The organism is Gracilibacillus salinarum (genome assembly GCF_022919575.1).
GTDB classification, from domain to species: domain Bacteria; phylum Bacillota; class Bacilli; order Bacillales; family Amphibacillaceae; genus Gracilibacillus; species Gracilibacillus salinarum.
The window spans coordinates 2,081,212-2,098,250 of sequence record NZ_CP095071.1 but is presented as its reverse complement, the minus strand read 5'-3'; the positions used below and the strand labels follow the sequence as shown (position 1 = coordinate 2,098,250).

Annotated in this window: 11 protein-coding genes; 9 read left to right on the top strand and 2 right to left on the bottom strand. The window is 39.7% G+C overall.

What is annotated here, in order from left to right; translation table 11 throughout:
• Positions 1 to 244: 244 nt before the first annotated feature.
• The 4 genes from MUN87_RS09750 to MUN87_RS09735 all read left to right on the top strand — a co-directional run bounded on the left by MUN87_RS09750 (position 245) and on the right by MUN87_RS09735 (position 4,414).
• Positions 245 to 814: a TRAP transporter small permease gene (locus MUN87_RS09750; RefSeq protein ID WP_244747576.1), complete on the top strand. Its 570-nt coding sequence runs from the start codon at positions 245 to 247 to the stop codon at positions 812 to 814.
• A 26-nt stretch (positions 815 to 840) separates the two neighbouring features.
• Positions 841 to 2,112, top strand: a complete 1,272-nt coding sequence (locus MUN87_RS09745) for a TRAP transporter large permease (protein ID WP_244747575.1) — start codon at positions 841 to 843, stop codon at positions 2,110 to 2,112.
• Between the two features lie 69 nt (positions 2,113 to 2,181).
• Entirely contained in the window at positions 2,182 to 3,300 is a 1,119-nt protein-coding gene (dctP, locus tag MUN87_RS09740) for a TRAP transporter substrate-binding protein DctP (protein ID WP_244747574.1), read from the top strand.
• 598 nt (positions 3,301 to 3,898) lie between these two features.
• Positions 3,899 to 4,414: a GNAT family N-acetyltransferase gene (locus tag MUN87_RS09735; RefSeq protein WP_244747573.1), complete on the top strand. Its 516-nt coding sequence runs from the start codon at positions 3,899 to 3,901 to the stop codon at positions 4,412 to 4,414.
• A gap of 76 nt (positions 4,415 to 4,490) precedes the next feature.
• On the opposite strand, the gene MUN87_RS09730 is transcribed toward MUN87_RS09735, so the two are convergent.
• Positions 4,491 to 5,582: an AI-2E family transporter gene (locus tag MUN87_RS09730; RefSeq protein ID WP_369414020.1), complete on the bottom strand. Its 1,092-nt coding sequence runs from the start codon at positions 5,580 to 5,582 to the stop codon at positions 4,491 to 4,493.
• Positions 5,583 to 5,767: 185 nt separating this feature from the next.
• On the opposite strand from MUN87_RS09730, the gene MUN87_RS09725 reads away from it, so the two are divergent.
• From MUN87_RS09725 to MUN87_RS09710, 4 genes are all read left to right on the top strand, one after another.
• Positions 5,768 to 7,486 carry a phospho-sugar mutase gene (locus MUN87_RS09725; protein ID WP_244747571.1) on the top strand — a complete coding sequence of 573 codons (1,719 nt, stop codon included), beginning with the start codon at positions 5,768 to 5,770 and terminating at the stop codon, positions 7,484 to 7,486.
• Between the two features lie 352 nt (positions 7,487 to 7,838).
• On the top strand, positions 7,839 to 8,609 hold the full coding sequence (locus tag MUN87_RS09720; protein WP_244747570.1) for a TerC family protein: 771 nt from the start codon (positions 7,839 to 7,841) through the stop codon (positions 8,607 to 8,609).
• Between the two features lie 114 nt (positions 8,610 to 8,723).
• The gene (locus MUN87_RS09715; protein WP_244747569.1) at positions 8,724 to 9,170 is read left to right on the top strand and encodes an OsmC family protein; all 447 of its coding nucleotides are present in this window, start codon (positions 8,724 to 8,726) and stop codon (positions 9,168 to 9,170) included.
• 789 nt (positions 9,171 to 9,959) lie between these two features.
• On the top strand, positions 9,960 to 11,354 hold the full coding sequence (locus MUN87_RS09710) for an L-cystine transporter (RefSeq protein ID WP_244747568.1): 1,395 nt from the start codon (positions 9,960 to 9,962) through the stop codon (positions 11,352 to 11,354).
• An 824-nt stretch (positions 11,355 to 12,178) separates the two neighbouring features.
• On the opposite strand, the gene MUN87_RS09705 is transcribed toward MUN87_RS09710, so the two are convergent.
• Positions 12,179 to 15,235: an efflux RND transporter permease subunit gene (locus tag MUN87_RS09705; protein ID WP_244747567.1), complete on the bottom strand. Its 3,057-nt coding sequence runs from the start codon at positions 15,233 to 15,235 to the stop codon at positions 12,179 to 12,181.
• 127 nt (positions 15,236 to 15,362) lie between these two features.
• On the opposite strand from MUN87_RS09705, the gene MUN87_RS09700 reads away from it, so the two are divergent.
• Positions 15,363 to 16,595, top strand: coding sequence for an aminopeptidase (locus tag MUN87_RS09700; protein ID WP_244747566.1), 1,233 nt, complete (start codon positions 15,363 to 15,365; stop codon positions 16,593 to 16,595).
• Positions 16,596 to 17,039 lie beyond the last annotated feature (444 nt).

Here is a 17,039-nt window from a genome sequence, read left to right as displayed (position 1 = left end):
TTTCCATATTATAGGTCACGTTTGGGTAAATAGCTACCAATTTTTGAGTATTCTTGATTATTTATGAGGAAATGCCATCATATATCCATGATTGAAGAACATTTTTACGTAGTCAGAAAATTTGTGGTTTATTTGCGCTGAATAAGGGTATAGTACATTTGTGAATGTTGCAACAATTCTGTAACATTATTATTATGAAAAAATTTCGGTATTTGAAATGAATCCTTTGAGGAGGAAAAAAAGGTTGAAAGTATTTCAGTTGTTAGACAAATTCATCATGAAATTAGAAGAATTTATACTAAGTTTTTCTATTATACTTATCTCAATTATGATAGTAGGAAACGTCATTGCACGTGAAATCTTTAGTTCCGGTGCCTTTTATTTTGCATATGAAGTGAGTAAATTCGCTATTGTCATTGCGACATTCATCGGAATTTCTTACGCAGCAAGAAAAGGTCGTCATATCAGTATGTCAGCATTTTATGATTTTGCACCTTTTAAAGTTCGTAAAGTCATGATGATTATCATTAATTTTGTGACAGCCATTGTGATGTTCGTAATGGCATACTTTACGTTTAATTTCGTAATGTTTGAATATGAAACAGGAGCGATTACAACTTCACTCGAAGTACCTCGCTATTTTATGTCTGTAATTATTCCAATCGGTTTTATTTCTGCAGGGATTCAATTCTTGCGTAATACATTTATTAACTTCACTAAGAAGGCGAAAGACAAAGTGTATTTAGGAATCGATGCTGTAGATTATAATGATGAAGAGAAAAAAGATATTAAGATGGAAGATATTTCTATCTAAAAAGTCAATGTGGAGAGGAAAAGACTATGTTAACGACTTTGTTATCAATAATGATTGTATTATTGCTGTTGAATTTTCCGATGATGATACCGTTAATTATTGCACCAGTCATCATCATGTTAATTTATAATCCCAATTTAAGTATGGATTTATTAATGAAACAGCTCTTAACAGGTATCGAATCACCTGTATTACTATGTGTGCCGTTATTTATATTTGCGGCTGACATTATGACCTCAGGAAAAACTTCCCAGCGTTTGTTAGACTTCATTGGAGCGTTTGTTGGTCATATTCGTGGTGGATATGCGGTTACAACCGCTGCAGCTTGTACGCTTTTTGGTGCGATTTCCGGATCAACACAAGCAACTGTTGTAGCAATCGGACGTCCAATGAGAGAGAAATTATTAAAAATAGGATATCGTGACTCTAGTGCAATTGCATTAATTATTAACTCCAGTGACGTGGCATTATTGGTACCACCAAGTATTGGGATGATTATTTATGCTTTGGCAGCAGGTTCTGGTGTATCTGTCGGAGACTTGTTTATTGCAGGTATTATACCGGGGGTAATGGTATTTTTAGCGTTTGCCATCTATAGTGTAATCTATGCAAAGGTTAAAAATATTCCATTAGCAGAAAAAGTTTCTTGGCCAGACAGATTCAAATTTTTCAGAAGATCTTTATTACCTTTAGGTTTCCCTGTAATTATCGTTGGTGGTATTTACATGGGGTACTTTACACCGGTTGAAGCATCTGGTATTTCCGTATTATATGCCATTATTTTAGAAGTGTTAGTGTACAAAACAATTCCGTGGAGAAAGCTTCCTAGTATCGCATTATCTACAGGATTGGTTACTTCAGCAGTATTTATTCTAGTTGCTGGTGGTCAGTTATTTACTTGGGTTTTAGGTTATGCTCGTATACCACAACAGATAACAGAAACTGTATTGGGATCAGATCCTAGTGCACTATATGTATTATTAATTGTTAGTATCTTTTTCTTTGTGGGTTGTATGTTTGTTGACCCAATTGTCGTTATATTAATTCTGACGCCTATTTTTGTACCAGCAGCTGAGACTGCAGGTGTCGATTTAATACACTTAGGTATTATTATTACATTCCAGGCAGCATTAGGTTCAGCAACCCCACCATTTGGTGTCGATATATTTACTGCCAGTGCGGTATTTAAGAAACCATATCTGGAGGTTATCAGGAGTACACCGCCGTTTATTATTATGTTACTGGTGATTGGCGTGTTGCTAATTCTGTTCCCGCAATTATCATTAGCATTAATTTAAGTTAGTAAAGTGAGCAGCAATAAGCTGTTCACTTTATATAAAATATTTTATTAAATTACACAGGGGGTAATGGTCATTTTAAACAAAAAGTATTTACTCATGTTACTTTCCATTCTGACGCTTAGTTTTGTACTAGTAGCGTGTGGTGGAGGCGAAGAAGAAGGCACTGAAGAAGGAAACTCTGGAGAAGATACAGGATCTGAAGGCGGAGAAGAAGCTTCAGGTGAGTTTGAAGAACAGTCATGGCAATTTGTAACAGAAGAGCTTCAAGGTGAAGTACAATACGAATATGCAGCAGAATTTGCTAAACGTATTAATGAGAAGTCTGGTGGAGCTATTACAGTAGAACCATTGGAATATGGTGCGTTAGGTAGCGAAGTAGACCAGGCACAATTATTACAACAAGGTGGCGTTCAGTTAGCAGTGATGTCACCAGGTTTTACGGGTGGTCAAGTACCAGATGGTCAGATTTTCTCACTACACTATTTCTTCCCATCTGAACCAGAAAAAGTTCAAGAAGTATTAACAACTAGTGAAGCTCTAAATACAGATCTTCGTGCTAAGTATGAGGAACATAGTATTTCTCCACTTTCATTCTGGACAGAAGGTGCAATGGCTTGGACTAGTAATGTTGGGATCGAGTCTCCATCTGACTGGGAAGGCTTGAACATGCGTGTACAGGAATCTCCATTAATGCGTGAAACATATGATGCTTATGGTGCAACTGTACAATCATTAAGCTGGAGTGAGTTGTATACAGCACTAGATCGGGAAACAGTTGATGCACAAGAGAACCCGTTATTCTTTATTGAATCAGCAAGTTTCCATGAAGTTCAAGATACAATCACTATCTCTCACCATAACAACTATGTAGCAATGACTACTGTAAATACAGAGTGGTATAATGGACTTGATGACAATGTTAAGGAAATAGTGGATGAAACAGTTACAGAAATGCAAGATTGGGTATTCGATGAACAAAAAGCTCAAAATGAAGCAGGTTTAGAAGCGATTAAAGCAGACGAAGAAAACCCAACGGAAATCATCGAATTAACAGATGAGCAAATTGCTGAATTCAAAAAAGCTGCAGAGCCAGTACACGAATACTACAAAAACGAAGTAGAAGGTATTGACCCAGCTATTTATGACAAATTAAAAGAAGAAATCGCAGCAGTTGAAGGCGAATAATTCTAAAAGACCCTGTTCCTTACAAAAAGGAACAGGGTCTTTTTTATAAGCAAAGAAAGTATATAAGTACAGTCGTAGAAGTAATCATGCTGAATAAGTTGGAGTGAAGTGTTTACTTTTTCAGAAAAAAAAAGAGTTGAAGCAATTGATAAAGAATGTCAGGTATCTATGTCCTTTTGAGACATTCGTTAAAACAGCAGAAAGCTAAGGGGGTTATGATCGATAGAAACAAGTTTTATAGAATATTTTCAGTGGTTTTGAGCTCTGAGTAACGGCCCATCTGCACTAAGTAATAACTCTTATAAGAATGGTAATCAACCGTGTTCAATAATATCATATAATTTCTGCAAAACATTATACTTACACGAATACTATGAACGGAGACTACCGGTGAAGAACTTCATTTAAGCGCAGGAAATATGCGGTAATTCTCTTGAATCAGAGCGGTTTAGATCCTTAGTTTTACAAAGAAACGCATCATTGTAACAAAAATTTCACACAGATTTGATTCCGCTTCCATTGACGGAATCGCAATATCGAAATATACTTAAAACATTAGCAATATTTTTTGCTAAAAATTTCAAAAGGAGCTGGTTATGTGAAGACAAGTATCAGACAATGTACAATCGATGACTTGTATTTGTTACAAGAGATAGGCACAGATACGTATAACGAAACTTATAGCCATTTAAATACTCCCGAAAACATAAATGAATATTTGGAGAATGCCTTCAACGTAGATCAACTCACCAAAGAATTATCCAACCCATCATCAACCTTTTTATTCCAGTATGTAGACAATAACCTCGCCGGTTACTTAAAAATTAATGAAGCAGAAGCTCAAACTTATAACGTCAATGATAACGCATTAGAAATAGAACGCATTTATATAAAAAATAATTACAGAAGCATGGGTTTAGGGAGAGTATTGCTGGACAAATCGATAGATATTGCCAAAGAGCGTCAAAAAAGTGAAATATGGCTGGGAGTATGGCGAAAAAATAAAAATGCCATCGATTTTCATAAAAATATGGGATTTGAATCAAGAGGTTCCTATTCTTTATATTTCGGAGATGACGAGCAAATTATGTACATTATGGCAAAAAAGTTATAATCCTTTGCAATAACTAGGGATAAAGGCTATTGCCACTTCACTGGCAATAAGCCATCATACCCTATGTTGAACAGCATTACAGCAGATCTGGATCTTTCTCAGGCTGTCTTTCTTTCCATTCTTGATAGAAATGCGAAATAATCGTTTTGACTACGGCATATGCAGGAATGATAAATAACAATCCTAAAAATCCAGCGATACCCCCAGCAGCTAAGATTAAAGTGATAACTGTTAACGGGTGGATCGAGAGAGCCCTTCCCATAATATTTGGCGAGATAAGATTACTCTCAATCTGTTGTGCAATTACCATGACAACAGTTGCCCAGACAGCCATCATAGGTTCCTGGAAGAATCCGACAATGATCGCTGGTATAGCTGATAAGAATGGCCCGATAAACGGTATAAAGTTCATGACGAGACCGAACAAAGCCAAGGATAGAGAGTAATCCAGTTTAATGATCACATATCCAATGTACAGCATGATCCCTACACAAAGACTGACAAAAAATTGTCCTTGGATGAATGATGACAGCGTATGATTAATATTAGCTGTTAGAGTCTTAAAGCTGTCCGCTTTTTTCGGAGTTAAAAATCTCGAAACAAAAGGTACCAGTTTATAGCCGTCCATCAACATAAAGTAAAGAAAGAACGGAATCAGGACAATCGAAAAGACAAAGCTGAATATTTGTCCGATGGCACTGATAATCCCCGTCGTGATCTTCTCCGCATAGCCACTAATATTATCCAGCACGTTCTGAAGTGCACTTTCAAATTGAGGTGGAATAATGTTTTGATTCTGCTGCCACAGCTCAAATAGATCTTGCGCACTTTTTACCATCTTTGGCACACTATCAACAAAATTGGAAAATTGTCGTTGTACAATCGGCGCGATGAATAAGACAACTAGTGTGATAACCGCGATAATTAACAGGAATACAATCATCGTTCCAATAAAACGGGGCACTTTTTTTCGTGACAGCCAATTCACGATCGGACTAGTAATATAATAAATGATACCAGAGCCGATAATTGGTACGGCGATAGCTGCTAAATATGCCCCAACCGGTTGGAAAATAAAGCGTGATAAATAAATTAAATATACTAAGATGAAAATTAAAATGAATGTTATCAGCGTTCTAATGCTTTTCTTCTGTAACAAATGCTTCACAACCTTTTTTCATTATCATACTGTCATTCTATCATCTATAGACAAATGATGGTATTTTTTTGTGAGAGTTGGAAAGGATTATTCAGCATATTGCTAGACGTGTTTATGCATGTAAAATAAATAGAAACAACAGCAAGACTATGCTACTATAGGGTTATAATAATGTAAGTTAAGGGGGAAATCGTATGTCATGGCAAGATACATTAAAGAAATGGACATCGTTTGCGACGTTGGATGAAGATTTATTAAAACAGTTGAACGCGCTGTCAGATAATGAAAAAGAATTAGAAGATTCGTTTTACAAAAATTTAACCTTTGGAACTGGTGGTATGCGCGGGATGCTGGGTCCAGGAACGAATCGTATGAATATATATACGGTGCGTAAGGCGGTAGAAGGCCTCGCGAATTACATAGTAAAAAATGTGAAAGATGCAGAGAATCGTGGAGTGGTGATTGCTTATGATTCACGTTATATGTCGCAGGAATTCGCTGTGGAGGCGGCAAGAGTTTTAGGCGCGCATAAAGTGAAAACCTATGTGTTTGAATCATTAAGACCAACTCCATTACTTTCCTTCGCTGTCCGTCATTTACACACAGCTGCAGGTATTATGATAACTGCAAGTCATAATCCGCCAGAATATAACGGATTTAAGGTGTACAATGCAGATGGCGGTCAGGTTCCACTCGAAGAAGCAGCAGCTATTATTGATGAAGTGGACAAAGTAGAAGATGAGCTGCAAGTAAACGTATTAGAACGAGAAGAATTGGAGTCAGCTGATCTGTTGGAGTGGATCGGCGAATCTGTTGATACAGCTTATTTAAAGGAACTGAAAACGATCCAGAAACAATCAGCTGAGGATCAAGTCAATATCGTCTTCACCCCTTTACACGGAACAGCACATGATTTGGTGTTAGAAGGATTAGCACAAATCGGTTTTAAAAACGTCCATGTTGTCAAAGAGCAAGCACAACCTGATCCTGAGTTTTCTACTGTTGCATCACCTAATCCGGAAGAACATCAAGCTTTTGAAATGGCAATTGCACAAGGAACTGAAGTAGATGCCGATATCCTGATCGGAACAGATCCGGATGCTGATCGTCTTGGTGTCGCAGTGAAAGACGGCCAAGGCTCCTATCAGGTATTGACAGGTAACCAGCTCGGTTCCTTGTTACTGGATTTTACGTTAGCACAGTTGGAAGCGGATCAGTTACAAGATGGTCAAGTGGTAAAAACCATAGTAACGACAGAATTAGGCAGAGCGATCGCCTCCTATTATGGCGTCGATACGATAGATACGTTAACTGGCTTTAAATTTATTGGTGAAAAAATAAAACAATTTGAATCAGATAACCGCCATTTCCTTTTTGGTTATGAAGAAAGCTATGGCTATCTGATCGGTGACTTTGTCCGTGATAAAGATGCAGTACAGGCAGCAGTTGCAGCTTGTGAGATGGCTAACTATTGGAAAGCACAAGGTAAGACATTGTTAGAAGCGCTGGATGTATTGTACGAGCGTCATGGTTATTACCTCGAAGATATGAAATCTTTAACGTTAAAAGGGAAAGATGGCGCAGAACAAATTGCAGCGATTATGGATGATATTAGAAAACAACCGTTCGAGCAATTAGCTGGATTGAAAGTGATAGCGGTAGAGGACTATCATAGCAGTATCCGCCAGCTTCCATTACAAGAGTCAGAAGAAGACATTACCTTACCAAAGGAAAATGTAATGAAATTTTTATTAGAAGAAGAAGCATGGGTTTGCTTCCGCCCGTCTGGTACGGAGCCAAAAATTAAAAGCTACTTCGGCGTGAAAACAGCTAAATCTGAACAAAGCAAGGCGCTGGTCAAACAGCTGCAAGCGGAAGTTGATGACCGTATCAGTAAAGTCATTGATGCATAATTTCGAGTAGATAAGAAGAACCTAAACCTAATCTGATGGTGAAGGTTCTTTTTTCTATAAGTGCGTGTTCAAGTATGCCAAATGAAAAATGAATGTGAAGTAGCATTTGGTGAATTTTTGAATATCCTATTTAAGAAAAGATTGACAGAATCGGAAAAAGAACGTATATTTAAAATATACATAAAGGGGAGTAGCTGTTACAATAAATGTCGTCATTTCGAGAGAAAATCTCCGGCATTATTGGCAACTCGACGTTGTTAGCGAGACCTTTACCATCCGTGGTAAAGGTCTCGCTATTTTTGTGTGATCTTTACTGGCAGGTGGAGAACATATCAAAGAGGAGTTGAAGCAGTTGGAATTAATTTTAGAGTATGGTTGGGTATTATTAGTATTAATTGGTTTAGAAGGTATATTAGCAGCAGATAACGCACTTGTGCTTGCAATAATGGTAAGACACTTGCCAGAAAAGCAGCGAAAACGGGCTTTATTTTATGGTTTAGCAGGGGCTTTTGTCTTACGTTTTGGTTCATTATTCATTATTTCGTTTCTTGTCGATGTATGGCAAGTGCAGGCAATAGGTGCTGCGTATCTATTGTTCATTTCAATTAAAAATCTATATGATATTTATAAAAGGCGCAAGAACGAAGGTAATGAGGAAGAGGGCGAAGATGCTGAGAAGAAGGGCAGTGGCTTCTGGATGACTGTTCTGAAGGTCGAATTAGCAGACTTAGCGTTTGCTGTGGATTCAATTTTGGCAGCTGTAGCATTAGCAGTCGCGCTTCCGGCAACAGGCATAGGTACGATTGGAAGTCTTGATACTGGTCAATTCTTAGTTGTTTTAGCAGGTGGTATGATCGGTCTGATCATTATGCGTTTTGCGGCAAATGTCTTTGTGAAATTGTTGCACGACCGCCCAGGATTGGAAGCCGCAGCATTTCTTATCGTCGGCTGGGTTGGTGTGAAGCTGGTAGTAACCGTACTGGCACATGAGGATATTCATTTATTACCGCATGACTTTGCCCACTCCACAGCTTGGAAGTTATTCTTCTATGCCGTGCTTGTAGCAATTGCCGTAGGTGGCTGGTTCTTATCAGGTAAGAACAAAAACAAAGAAGAGGCATAAAGAGAGACTGCAATCAGTGAGGGTTATGAAGGACGGTTAGCGCCATGATAAATCATTTTAGTTTCATCTGATCCATCTCCTGTCTATAATAGGGAAGAAGAAAGGATGGTACAGATGGCATTACATCATTTTTATCTAGAAGCGTCGTGGCCTGGTGGCAGAAATGAAGTAGGAGAGCTGGAAGCAGGGAATTTGAAGACCCAAATTTCGATTCCTCCAGAGATGGATGGCCCTGGTATTGGTACCAATCCAGATGAAATGCTGCTAGGCGCGGCTTCAACCTGCTATATCATTACATTGGCCGCAATGATCGAACGAGCTCATCTTCCGCTGGACTATTTACATTTAGATTCTGTCGGAGATGTCGACGTCACGAACGGCGTTTTTACTTATAAAAGAATCACACACCGTCCAGTGGTCCGATTAAAAAAAGAAGCAACAGCAGACCAACTGGTTCAATTAGAAAAAATCGTAACCGACGCAGAAGCATCCTGCATGATATCAAGAGCTATCAAAGGCAATGTCGAAGTTGTTTTAGAAGAAGACATATCGGTTACATGATACGGATGATGTTGCTAAGGAAAGCTCCGGAAATTGTCTTGCTTGTGATGAGTAAAATTAGCTGAAGTCGTTGGCTGGAACGGATAAGAAAAGAACCAAAATAGAAAGCGGTGCCACGAAATGTGTATTGTTTCAGAGGAAAGGAGCCAAAAGAGGAGGGCGGTCCCCAGAGATTTGTATCGTTTAGCAAGAAAGGAACCAAAAGAGGAGGGCAGTCCCGAGAGATTTGTATCGTTTAGCGAGAAAGGAACCAAAAGAGGAGGGCAGTCTCCAGAGATTTGTAACGTTTAGCGAGAAAGGAACCAAAAGTGAAGAGAAGTCCCCAGAGATTTGTATCCTTTAGCAAGAAAGGGACCAAAAGTGAAGAGAAGTCCCCAGAGATTTGTATCGTTTAGCAAGAAAGGGACCAAAAGTGAAGAGAAGTCCTCAGAGATTTGTATCGTTTAGCGAGAAAGGGACAAAAGTGAAGGGTAGTCCTCAGAGATTTGTATCGTTTCAGAGGAAAGGACCCAAATGCTGGTGTTACCCGGCTGGTTTTGTCTCTTTAAAGAGTACCATAGCGCATGCAGGCACATAGACCCTTCAAGACGAAAAAATGGCTGGTTAATACACTTATGCTGAGCATTTGCTCCCGTGCATGTTGCTTTTACCAGGCTAGCAATCATTCGTTTTCATTCATTATTCGTCCATTCAATTTTTTGACATCATTAAGTTGACAGTTGAGTAAAATGATAGTAATATATCATAGTATTTTAATCGGGATTATATTATATGAGGGAGGAAATAAGCATGGATACATTTTTGGTTATTATAAATATTGCAATTATGTTAGTATTCATTGGTGTTTTAATCGGTATGCAACGAAAATACGTATCGTTTAGTAAACGTGTTTTCACCGGTTTAGGTTTAGGTATTCTGCTTGGGGCATTTTTACAACTTGTCTACTCAGCAGATTCAGAGATTGTCAGTTCCACAACAGATTGGTACAACATCGTAGGTAGAGGGTATGTGCGATTATTAATGGTTATCGTTATTCCTTTAGTTATGGTGTCGATCATCCAATCGATTATTAATTTAGAGAAATCTTCTGAATTAGGAAAAATGTCAGCATGGCTTATTGGTATTTTAGTTACGACAGCTATGATTGCTGCTGTCGTGGGTATTACCAGCTCAACTATATTCAATTTAAATGCAGATCAAATTGAAATGGGGCAGGCCGAAGAAGAGCGTGGTCTGGCGCTTGAAGAAAGACTCGGTTCTTTAGAAGGCATGACGACTCCGCAAAAAATATTAGAGTTTATCCCATCGAATATTTTCTTAGATATGACAGGTGAGAGAGCAACTTCTGTTATTGCTGTCGTCATCTTCTCGATTTTAGTTGGGGTTGCCGTATTAGGGGTTAGGCGAAAACAACCGGAACAAGCAGCGAAGTTCGTTGAAATAGTCAATGCAATTTATGCGGTAGTGATGCGAATGGTGACGATTATTTTACGTCTTGCACCATACGGTATCATGGGGTTAATGGCGAACACAGTAGCACAGACGAATGTGGCTGGTATTATTGAGCTCGGGAAATTCGTAGGTGCATCCTATGTTGCTTTATTGATCATGTTTGCCATTCATTTAATTTTGCTGGCGATATTCGGTCTCAATCCATTCTTGTATGTTCGTAAGGTTTTACCTGTATTGAGTTTTGCTTTTACGTCAAGATCAAGTGCAGGAACCATCCCGTTAACGATTCAAGTACAGAAAGAAAGCCTGGGTGTGCACAGTGGTACTGCGAATATGGCAGCATCGTTCGGTGCAACAATCGGTCAAAATGGCTGTGCCGGTATTTATCCAGCGATGCTTGCTGTGATGATTGCTCCATCACAAGGGATCGATCCGTTATCACCAAGCTTTCTCATTTCCTTGGTATTAATTATTGGTATCAGTTCATTTGGTGTGGCTGGTGTAGGTGGCGGTGCAACATTTGCAGCGTTAATCGTACTTTCATCGATGAACTTACCAGTAGCATTAGCCGGGTTACTGATTACTGTCGAGCCGTTAATTGATATGGGACGTACAGCATTGAACGTAAATGACTCGATTTTGTCAGGTACGCTTACTTCTAAAATTATGAAAAAATTAAACATTGCAAAATATAATGACAAAGAAGCAGTAAACAAAGATATTGCATTGTAACATACAAAAAATCCCCAAGTCATCAACAGGCTTGGGGATTTTTCAGTTTATCATGTATATATCCATTTGAGTGTAATGTTGAAATGACTCTTTTACCAGCATAATGCCCTTGCCAACCACTATCAAATCCCCCCTTTAGCTTAGGACCGAGCAGTTTGGTTGTGCTTTTCTTATCAGTCAAAGAAAGTATATAAGTGGAGTCACAACAGTAATCATATTGACATGAAGTTGAGTTCTTATAATATGGATTATGTAAACTACCAGCATAGTGGTCATTTTGAAAAATTATGTGTGGTATGATACCGCTCCGTCCAACCACTCCGCGTCCTGCGGGGCACGGCTGAAGCTAACTTTGTGAAGAAGAGCGCTTCACAAAGTGGATCTCCAGCACCTGCACAATCCCGCGGGAGTCTCCGTGGTTGGCCTCCGCTGATTTATAGCTCCACAATTTATGCGACAGCTAGGATATGAAGCACTATCTGCAAGATTTACACCTTAATTGATGAAATACATTGCCTAGAACCACTGCTTTTAGCTGTACCATACGTTGTAGCACTTCCTTAAGCGTAGGAAATAGGCGAAGACTCCCGTGGGATCAGTCGTGTGTGAAGACCCCGCAGTGAGCGGTTTTTGCTCGCGAGGAGGCTGAACCCGACCCCACAGGACGCGGAGCCTATTTCCGGAGCTTTGCTAAGCAGATGAAATCTATCAAAATTACCACAATGTCAGACAGTTCTACTTTACATAATCCATATCATAAGAACTCACTTTCATGCACAGCATGATTACTTATATACTTTCACCAGAAAAAAACCGGGCACTTATTAGGCCCGGTCCTTCTTCTTAGCTTGAAACTTTTCCATGGTCATATAGAAAGCTGGTAATAATAGCAAGGTTAATACAGTTGAGAAGATTAGCCCCGCTACAATGGAGACAGCCAATGGCTTGAACAAGACATCACCCATGAAAATAATTGGCGTTAATGCTGCAATCGACGTTAAGGTCGTCAGAATAATTGGTCTTAATCTTGCGCGACCGGCAGCAATAATAGCTTCTGCTGTATTTCCTTCATACTGGTCTTTATTTTGCTGAATGAACTCAATGATGAGAATCGAGTTTCGTACAACAATACCAGAAAGGGAGACGATACCTAAGACAGCTAAGAAGCTGAGCGGCTGACCGCTGACAAATAGTCCCACAACAGCGCCTGTAATTGCTAAGAAAATCGTACTTGTTATTAAAAATGGTGTCAGTAACGAATTAAATTGAATTGCCAGTGTAATGTAAATCAAGAACAAGACAATCACAAATAACTTCGCTATCTCTACAAAGAATTCTGTTTCTGCACTTGCTTCTCCATCTTCACCAAGAGCATAATCACCATCAATATCATCTAGCTCGCTACGCATCGAATCAATTACTTCAGATGTTTCGGCTGCGAAATCCCCTTCACCTGTTTCATAGGCGGATATCGTAATCGTCCGGTCACCATTGTTATGTGTGATCGCAGCAATTTGCTGATCTTCACTGCTTGTAATAAATTCGTCAAAGGAATAGATCGATGGCGCTCCTTGATCAGAGGCGACAACAGCACTCAATTCACTTAAATCAATCGCATCCTCTGTTCCTTCATTCAAACGCAATTCCATGTTTAATTTTTGGTCATCCACCTTGATTTCAGATAGCGGAACTCCTGCATTGGCCAGCTGTAATGTACCTGTCACTTGACTGAGGGAGATCCCGTTTTGCGCAAGAAAGTCACGATCAATATCATAGCTTTTGACAGGCTGACTCGTTCCGGTGTTCACTGTAGCAATCTCGACAGAATCCAGTTCGTTTAATTGATCCTTTAATGCCGTTGATTTTTCTAATAATACATCGAGGTCAGGACCTTTCAGTTTCAATTCAATTGCCGGGGATGGTGGTGGCCCGGAAACAATGGTTTCTAAGAAAATTTCACTATCTGGAAATTCATCTCGTAATTCTTGTTCATATTGCTCAATAAAGGCACTGGCTGATGTTTTATCACGGTCTACTCGGACGACAATTTGCCCGGTGTTTTCACCTGACCTGGTTAAGCCGGAATTGAAAATATTCGGCAATCCGCTGCCTGTATAACGTGCGGTTTCCGTGATGTTAGCTGCGTTCTCTTCAATGTAGCTCTCGATATCTGCCAGTTTTTGATCCGTTTCTTCGATTGGTGTGCCTTCATCTAATGTTAATGACAGTGTTACTTCAGCACGATCAGCAGCAGGGAAGAATTCAAATGGTACTTTTACTGCTAAAAGTAATAAGAGAATACAAATGACAATACCACTGATTACTGTAAGCCATGGTTTTTTTATAATGGCTGGTAAAACATTGTCAGCATAGCGGTTCTCTAACCAACGGAAAAAGCTCGTTAAGAGACCGACACGACGTTTTTTTGTTTTATACAGCTTCAGTTGTCTTGTGTATTGCACCGTTGGAATTAAAGTCAATGCCAGCAAAGTCGATGCAATAATGGTACCCATCAGTGCGATTGGTAAAGCACGGATAAATTCTCCGTTGCTGCCCGAAAGGAACGTAAGCGGGAAGAAGCTGAATACGATTAATAAAGTAGAAGTAACAATCGATACTCTTACTTCCTTCAGACCGCGTTTGACTCCTTCCATCGGTCCATCTCCTAGTTGATAGCGCCGCATGATATTATCGTTGACAACAATGGCGTCATCGACAAGAATCCCGATGGCGACGATAATACCGATGATCGATATTTGATTAAGGTCGACTCCTGCATATGGCAGTGGGGTGAGCCCGACAATAATCGAAATCGGAATAGCGAGGGCAACCAATATGGCTGAAGATATTGGTAAACCGAGTACCATGATGATAATGACAGATAATAAGGAAATCGCTAATGAGACCAGTAAGCTGTTATATACTTCATTAATGACAGTGCTTTGAGAGTAGAAGCGGTCAGCGGTTATTTCCTCTGGCAAGTCTTCTTTTAACGCTGTTACCTTCTCATCGATTTGGTCCTGAAGACTGGAAACATTTCCGCCATCCTCAGCAAATACGGTTAATGACAAGGCAGCCTGATCTTTGTAGGTAATTAAATCTTCTGTAGCTTCATCCTGTACCTCAATCGATGCTATGTCTGAAAGGGTTGTTTCACCAGCGATATAGATTTCTTCTAATTGTGCTAAATCGTCAACAGACTCAAGGTTTAACAGGATGTTTTGCTGTTGGTTACTTTCCGTTCCTAAAGCTGTCGGACTTAACTCATTCTGAATGGCTTCAATCACTTGATTCGGCTGAATCTGACTGTCAGCAAGTGCTTCTTGATCAAGTGAGATCAGTACTTTTTGTTCAGGGAGACCTTTTACCGAAACAGAGGAGATGCCACTGATTTCAGTTAGGCTTGATTTCCAATTCTCCACCTGATCACGAATTGCATATAGGTCATCGCGGTTATCACTAAGTAAATGGTATGTAGCGACACTTGATGTTACAAGGTCTGTTTCGACTTCTGGAGAAAAGGCATCATCCGGGAAGCTGCTTTCGGCATCCTGTACGTATTGTCGAATAGTGGAGTAAACAGAATCCGAATTAGCGTTATCACTTACGGTTACCGTCACGGTAGAAAAGCCGTTTGTGGAAGCAGAAGTAACATTGTCAACGCCTTCAATCTCCAACACTTTCTCTTCAATTGGATTAGTAATTTCGCTTTCTACAATTTCTGGATTGGCTCCAGGATAAACAGTTGAAATCGATGCGATATTTTGACTGATTTCAGGAATATCGCGTTTGGGAGTTTGTAAATAGGTGAAGATACCTGTAATAATAAGCAGCAGGACAAATATCCACACAATTTTCCGATATTTTAGTAATGTCTCCATCTCATAAATCACCTCTATATAGTTATTAATGCCATAGTATATGAAAGAAGTAAACGAAAAAGATTTGCTTTTTTCATGGAATAAGTTAGCATATTACTATAGTTCACTTTGGAGAGGAGCAGTAAACATGAAAGAAGCATTAACGAAGTATGCAAAGTTAGCATTACAAACAGGTGTAAATTTGCAAAAAGGACAAGGACTCATTGTGCAGGCGCCGATAGAAGCTGCCGATTTCGTTCGTCTCGTTGTCAAGGAAGCCTACCTTGCTGGAGCGAAAAATGTTCATGTCGAATGGAACGACGATGATTTAACCTATCTAAAAATGAAAAATGCGCCGATGGAAGTGTTGGAAACCTTTCCGGAATGGCGAAAAGATGCGATGCTTAGCATGGTGAAGGATGGCTATGCCATTTTAAATATTTATGGTGAAAACCCTGACCTGCTGAAAGATATTGATTCCAAACGAATGGCTGCCGTTACCAAGGCGAGTTCAACTGCTTTAAAAGAGTATCGTGATTACATAATGAATGATCGGGCGCGCTGGTCGATTGTTGGATACCCAACTGCAGCTTGGGCGGAAAAAGTGTATCCCGATCTGTCTGAAGAAGAAGCAACAGAAAAGTTGTGGCAGGAGATTTTCCGAATTTCACGTGTAGATAAGGAAGATCCGGTTCAAGCGTGGGAAGAGCATAATGCCTTATTACGTAACGCTCGCGAATATTTAAATGATAAAAACTATGCCAAACTGCATTTCACAGCAGAAGGTACTGATTTAACAATCGAGTTGCCTGAAGGACATATTTGGCACGGTGGTGCAACGAAGGCAACAGATGGCGTGACTTTCAATCCGAATATGCCAACAGAAGAAGTTTTCTCCATGCCACATAAATATGGAGTCAATGGCAAAGTTACCAGCACGAAGCCGTTAAGTTTTCAAGGTCAGCTAATTGAAAATTTCACCTTAACATTTGAAAAAGGGAAAGTAGTTGACTTTACATGCGAGAAGGGAGAGCATGCATTGAAGGAACTGCTCGATGCTGATAAAGACGGTGCATCCCGATTAGGTGAAGTAGCGCTTGTGCCCCATGAGTCACCAGTTTCGCAGTCAGGACTGATCTTCTTTAATACATTATTTGATGAAAATGCATCCTGCCACATTGCCCTTGGAAAAGCCTATCCGACGAATATTGAGGGTGGCTCTGATATGACAGAGGCGGAAATGGATCAGCACGGAGTCAACGACAGTATTGTTCACGAAGATTTCATGATCGGCTCCCAGGAAATGAACATCGACGGCATCACCCAGGATGGCCAAACAGAAGCCATCTTCCGTAATGGTACATGGGCAATTGCATTTTAAGTGAGAAAAACACCCCGGAGCGGGTGTTTTTTTATTTTACGAGTAAACAAAGTATATAAGTACAGTCACAGCAGTAATCACATTGAACATGAATTTTAGTTCCTATAATATGGATTATGTGAACTAACTGCTTAGTGGTTATTTTGAAATATTATGTGTGGTATGATGCCGCTTCGGCCAACCACTTCGCGTCCTGCGGGGCACGGCTGAAGCTAGGCTACTACTAGAATTGCTTCTCTGCTGCCTTGCACCGAGGAAGCCTACTTCGAAGCGTTACTAGTAGACACAGGTGCAGACGTTGTGGATCTTCAGCGCCCGCCTAATCCCGCGGGAGTCTACGTGGTTGGCCTACGCTATGGCTTTGCTCTACAATTAATAATACAGCTAGTATTTTGATCGATATCCTTTAGTGTCTTTACCTCATCTTTAATATGGATAATGCCT

Bases quoted from the DNA above. Each gene is read 5' to 3' on its own strand.
- MUN87_RS09715 (WP_244747569.1), top strand. From the start codon at position 8,724: ATGGCATTACATCATTTTTATCTAGAAGCGTCGTGGCCTGGTGGCAGA.
- MUN87_RS09710 (WP_244747568.1), top strand. From the start codon at position 9,960: ATGGATACATTTTTGGTTATTATAAATATTGCAATTATGTTAGTATTC.
- MUN87_RS09725 (WP_244747571.1), top strand. From the start codon at position 5,768: ATGTCATGGCAAGATACATTAAAGAAATGGACATCGTTTGCGACGTTG.
- MUN87_RS09700 (WP_244747566.1), top strand. From the start codon at position 15,363: ATGAAAGAAGCATTAACGAAGTATGCAAAGTTAGCATTACAAACAGGT.
- MUN87_RS09705 (WP_244747567.1), bottom strand. From the start codon at position 15,235: ATGGAGACATTACTAAAATATCGGAAAATTGTGTGGATATTTGTCCTG.
- dctP (WP_244747574.1), top strand. From the start codon at position 2,182: ATGGTCATTTTAAACAAAAAGTATTTACTCATGTTACTTTCCATTCTG.
- MUN87_RS09745 (WP_244747575.1), top strand. From the start codon at position 841: ATGTTAACGACTTTGTTATCAATAATGATTGTATTATTGCTGTTGAAT.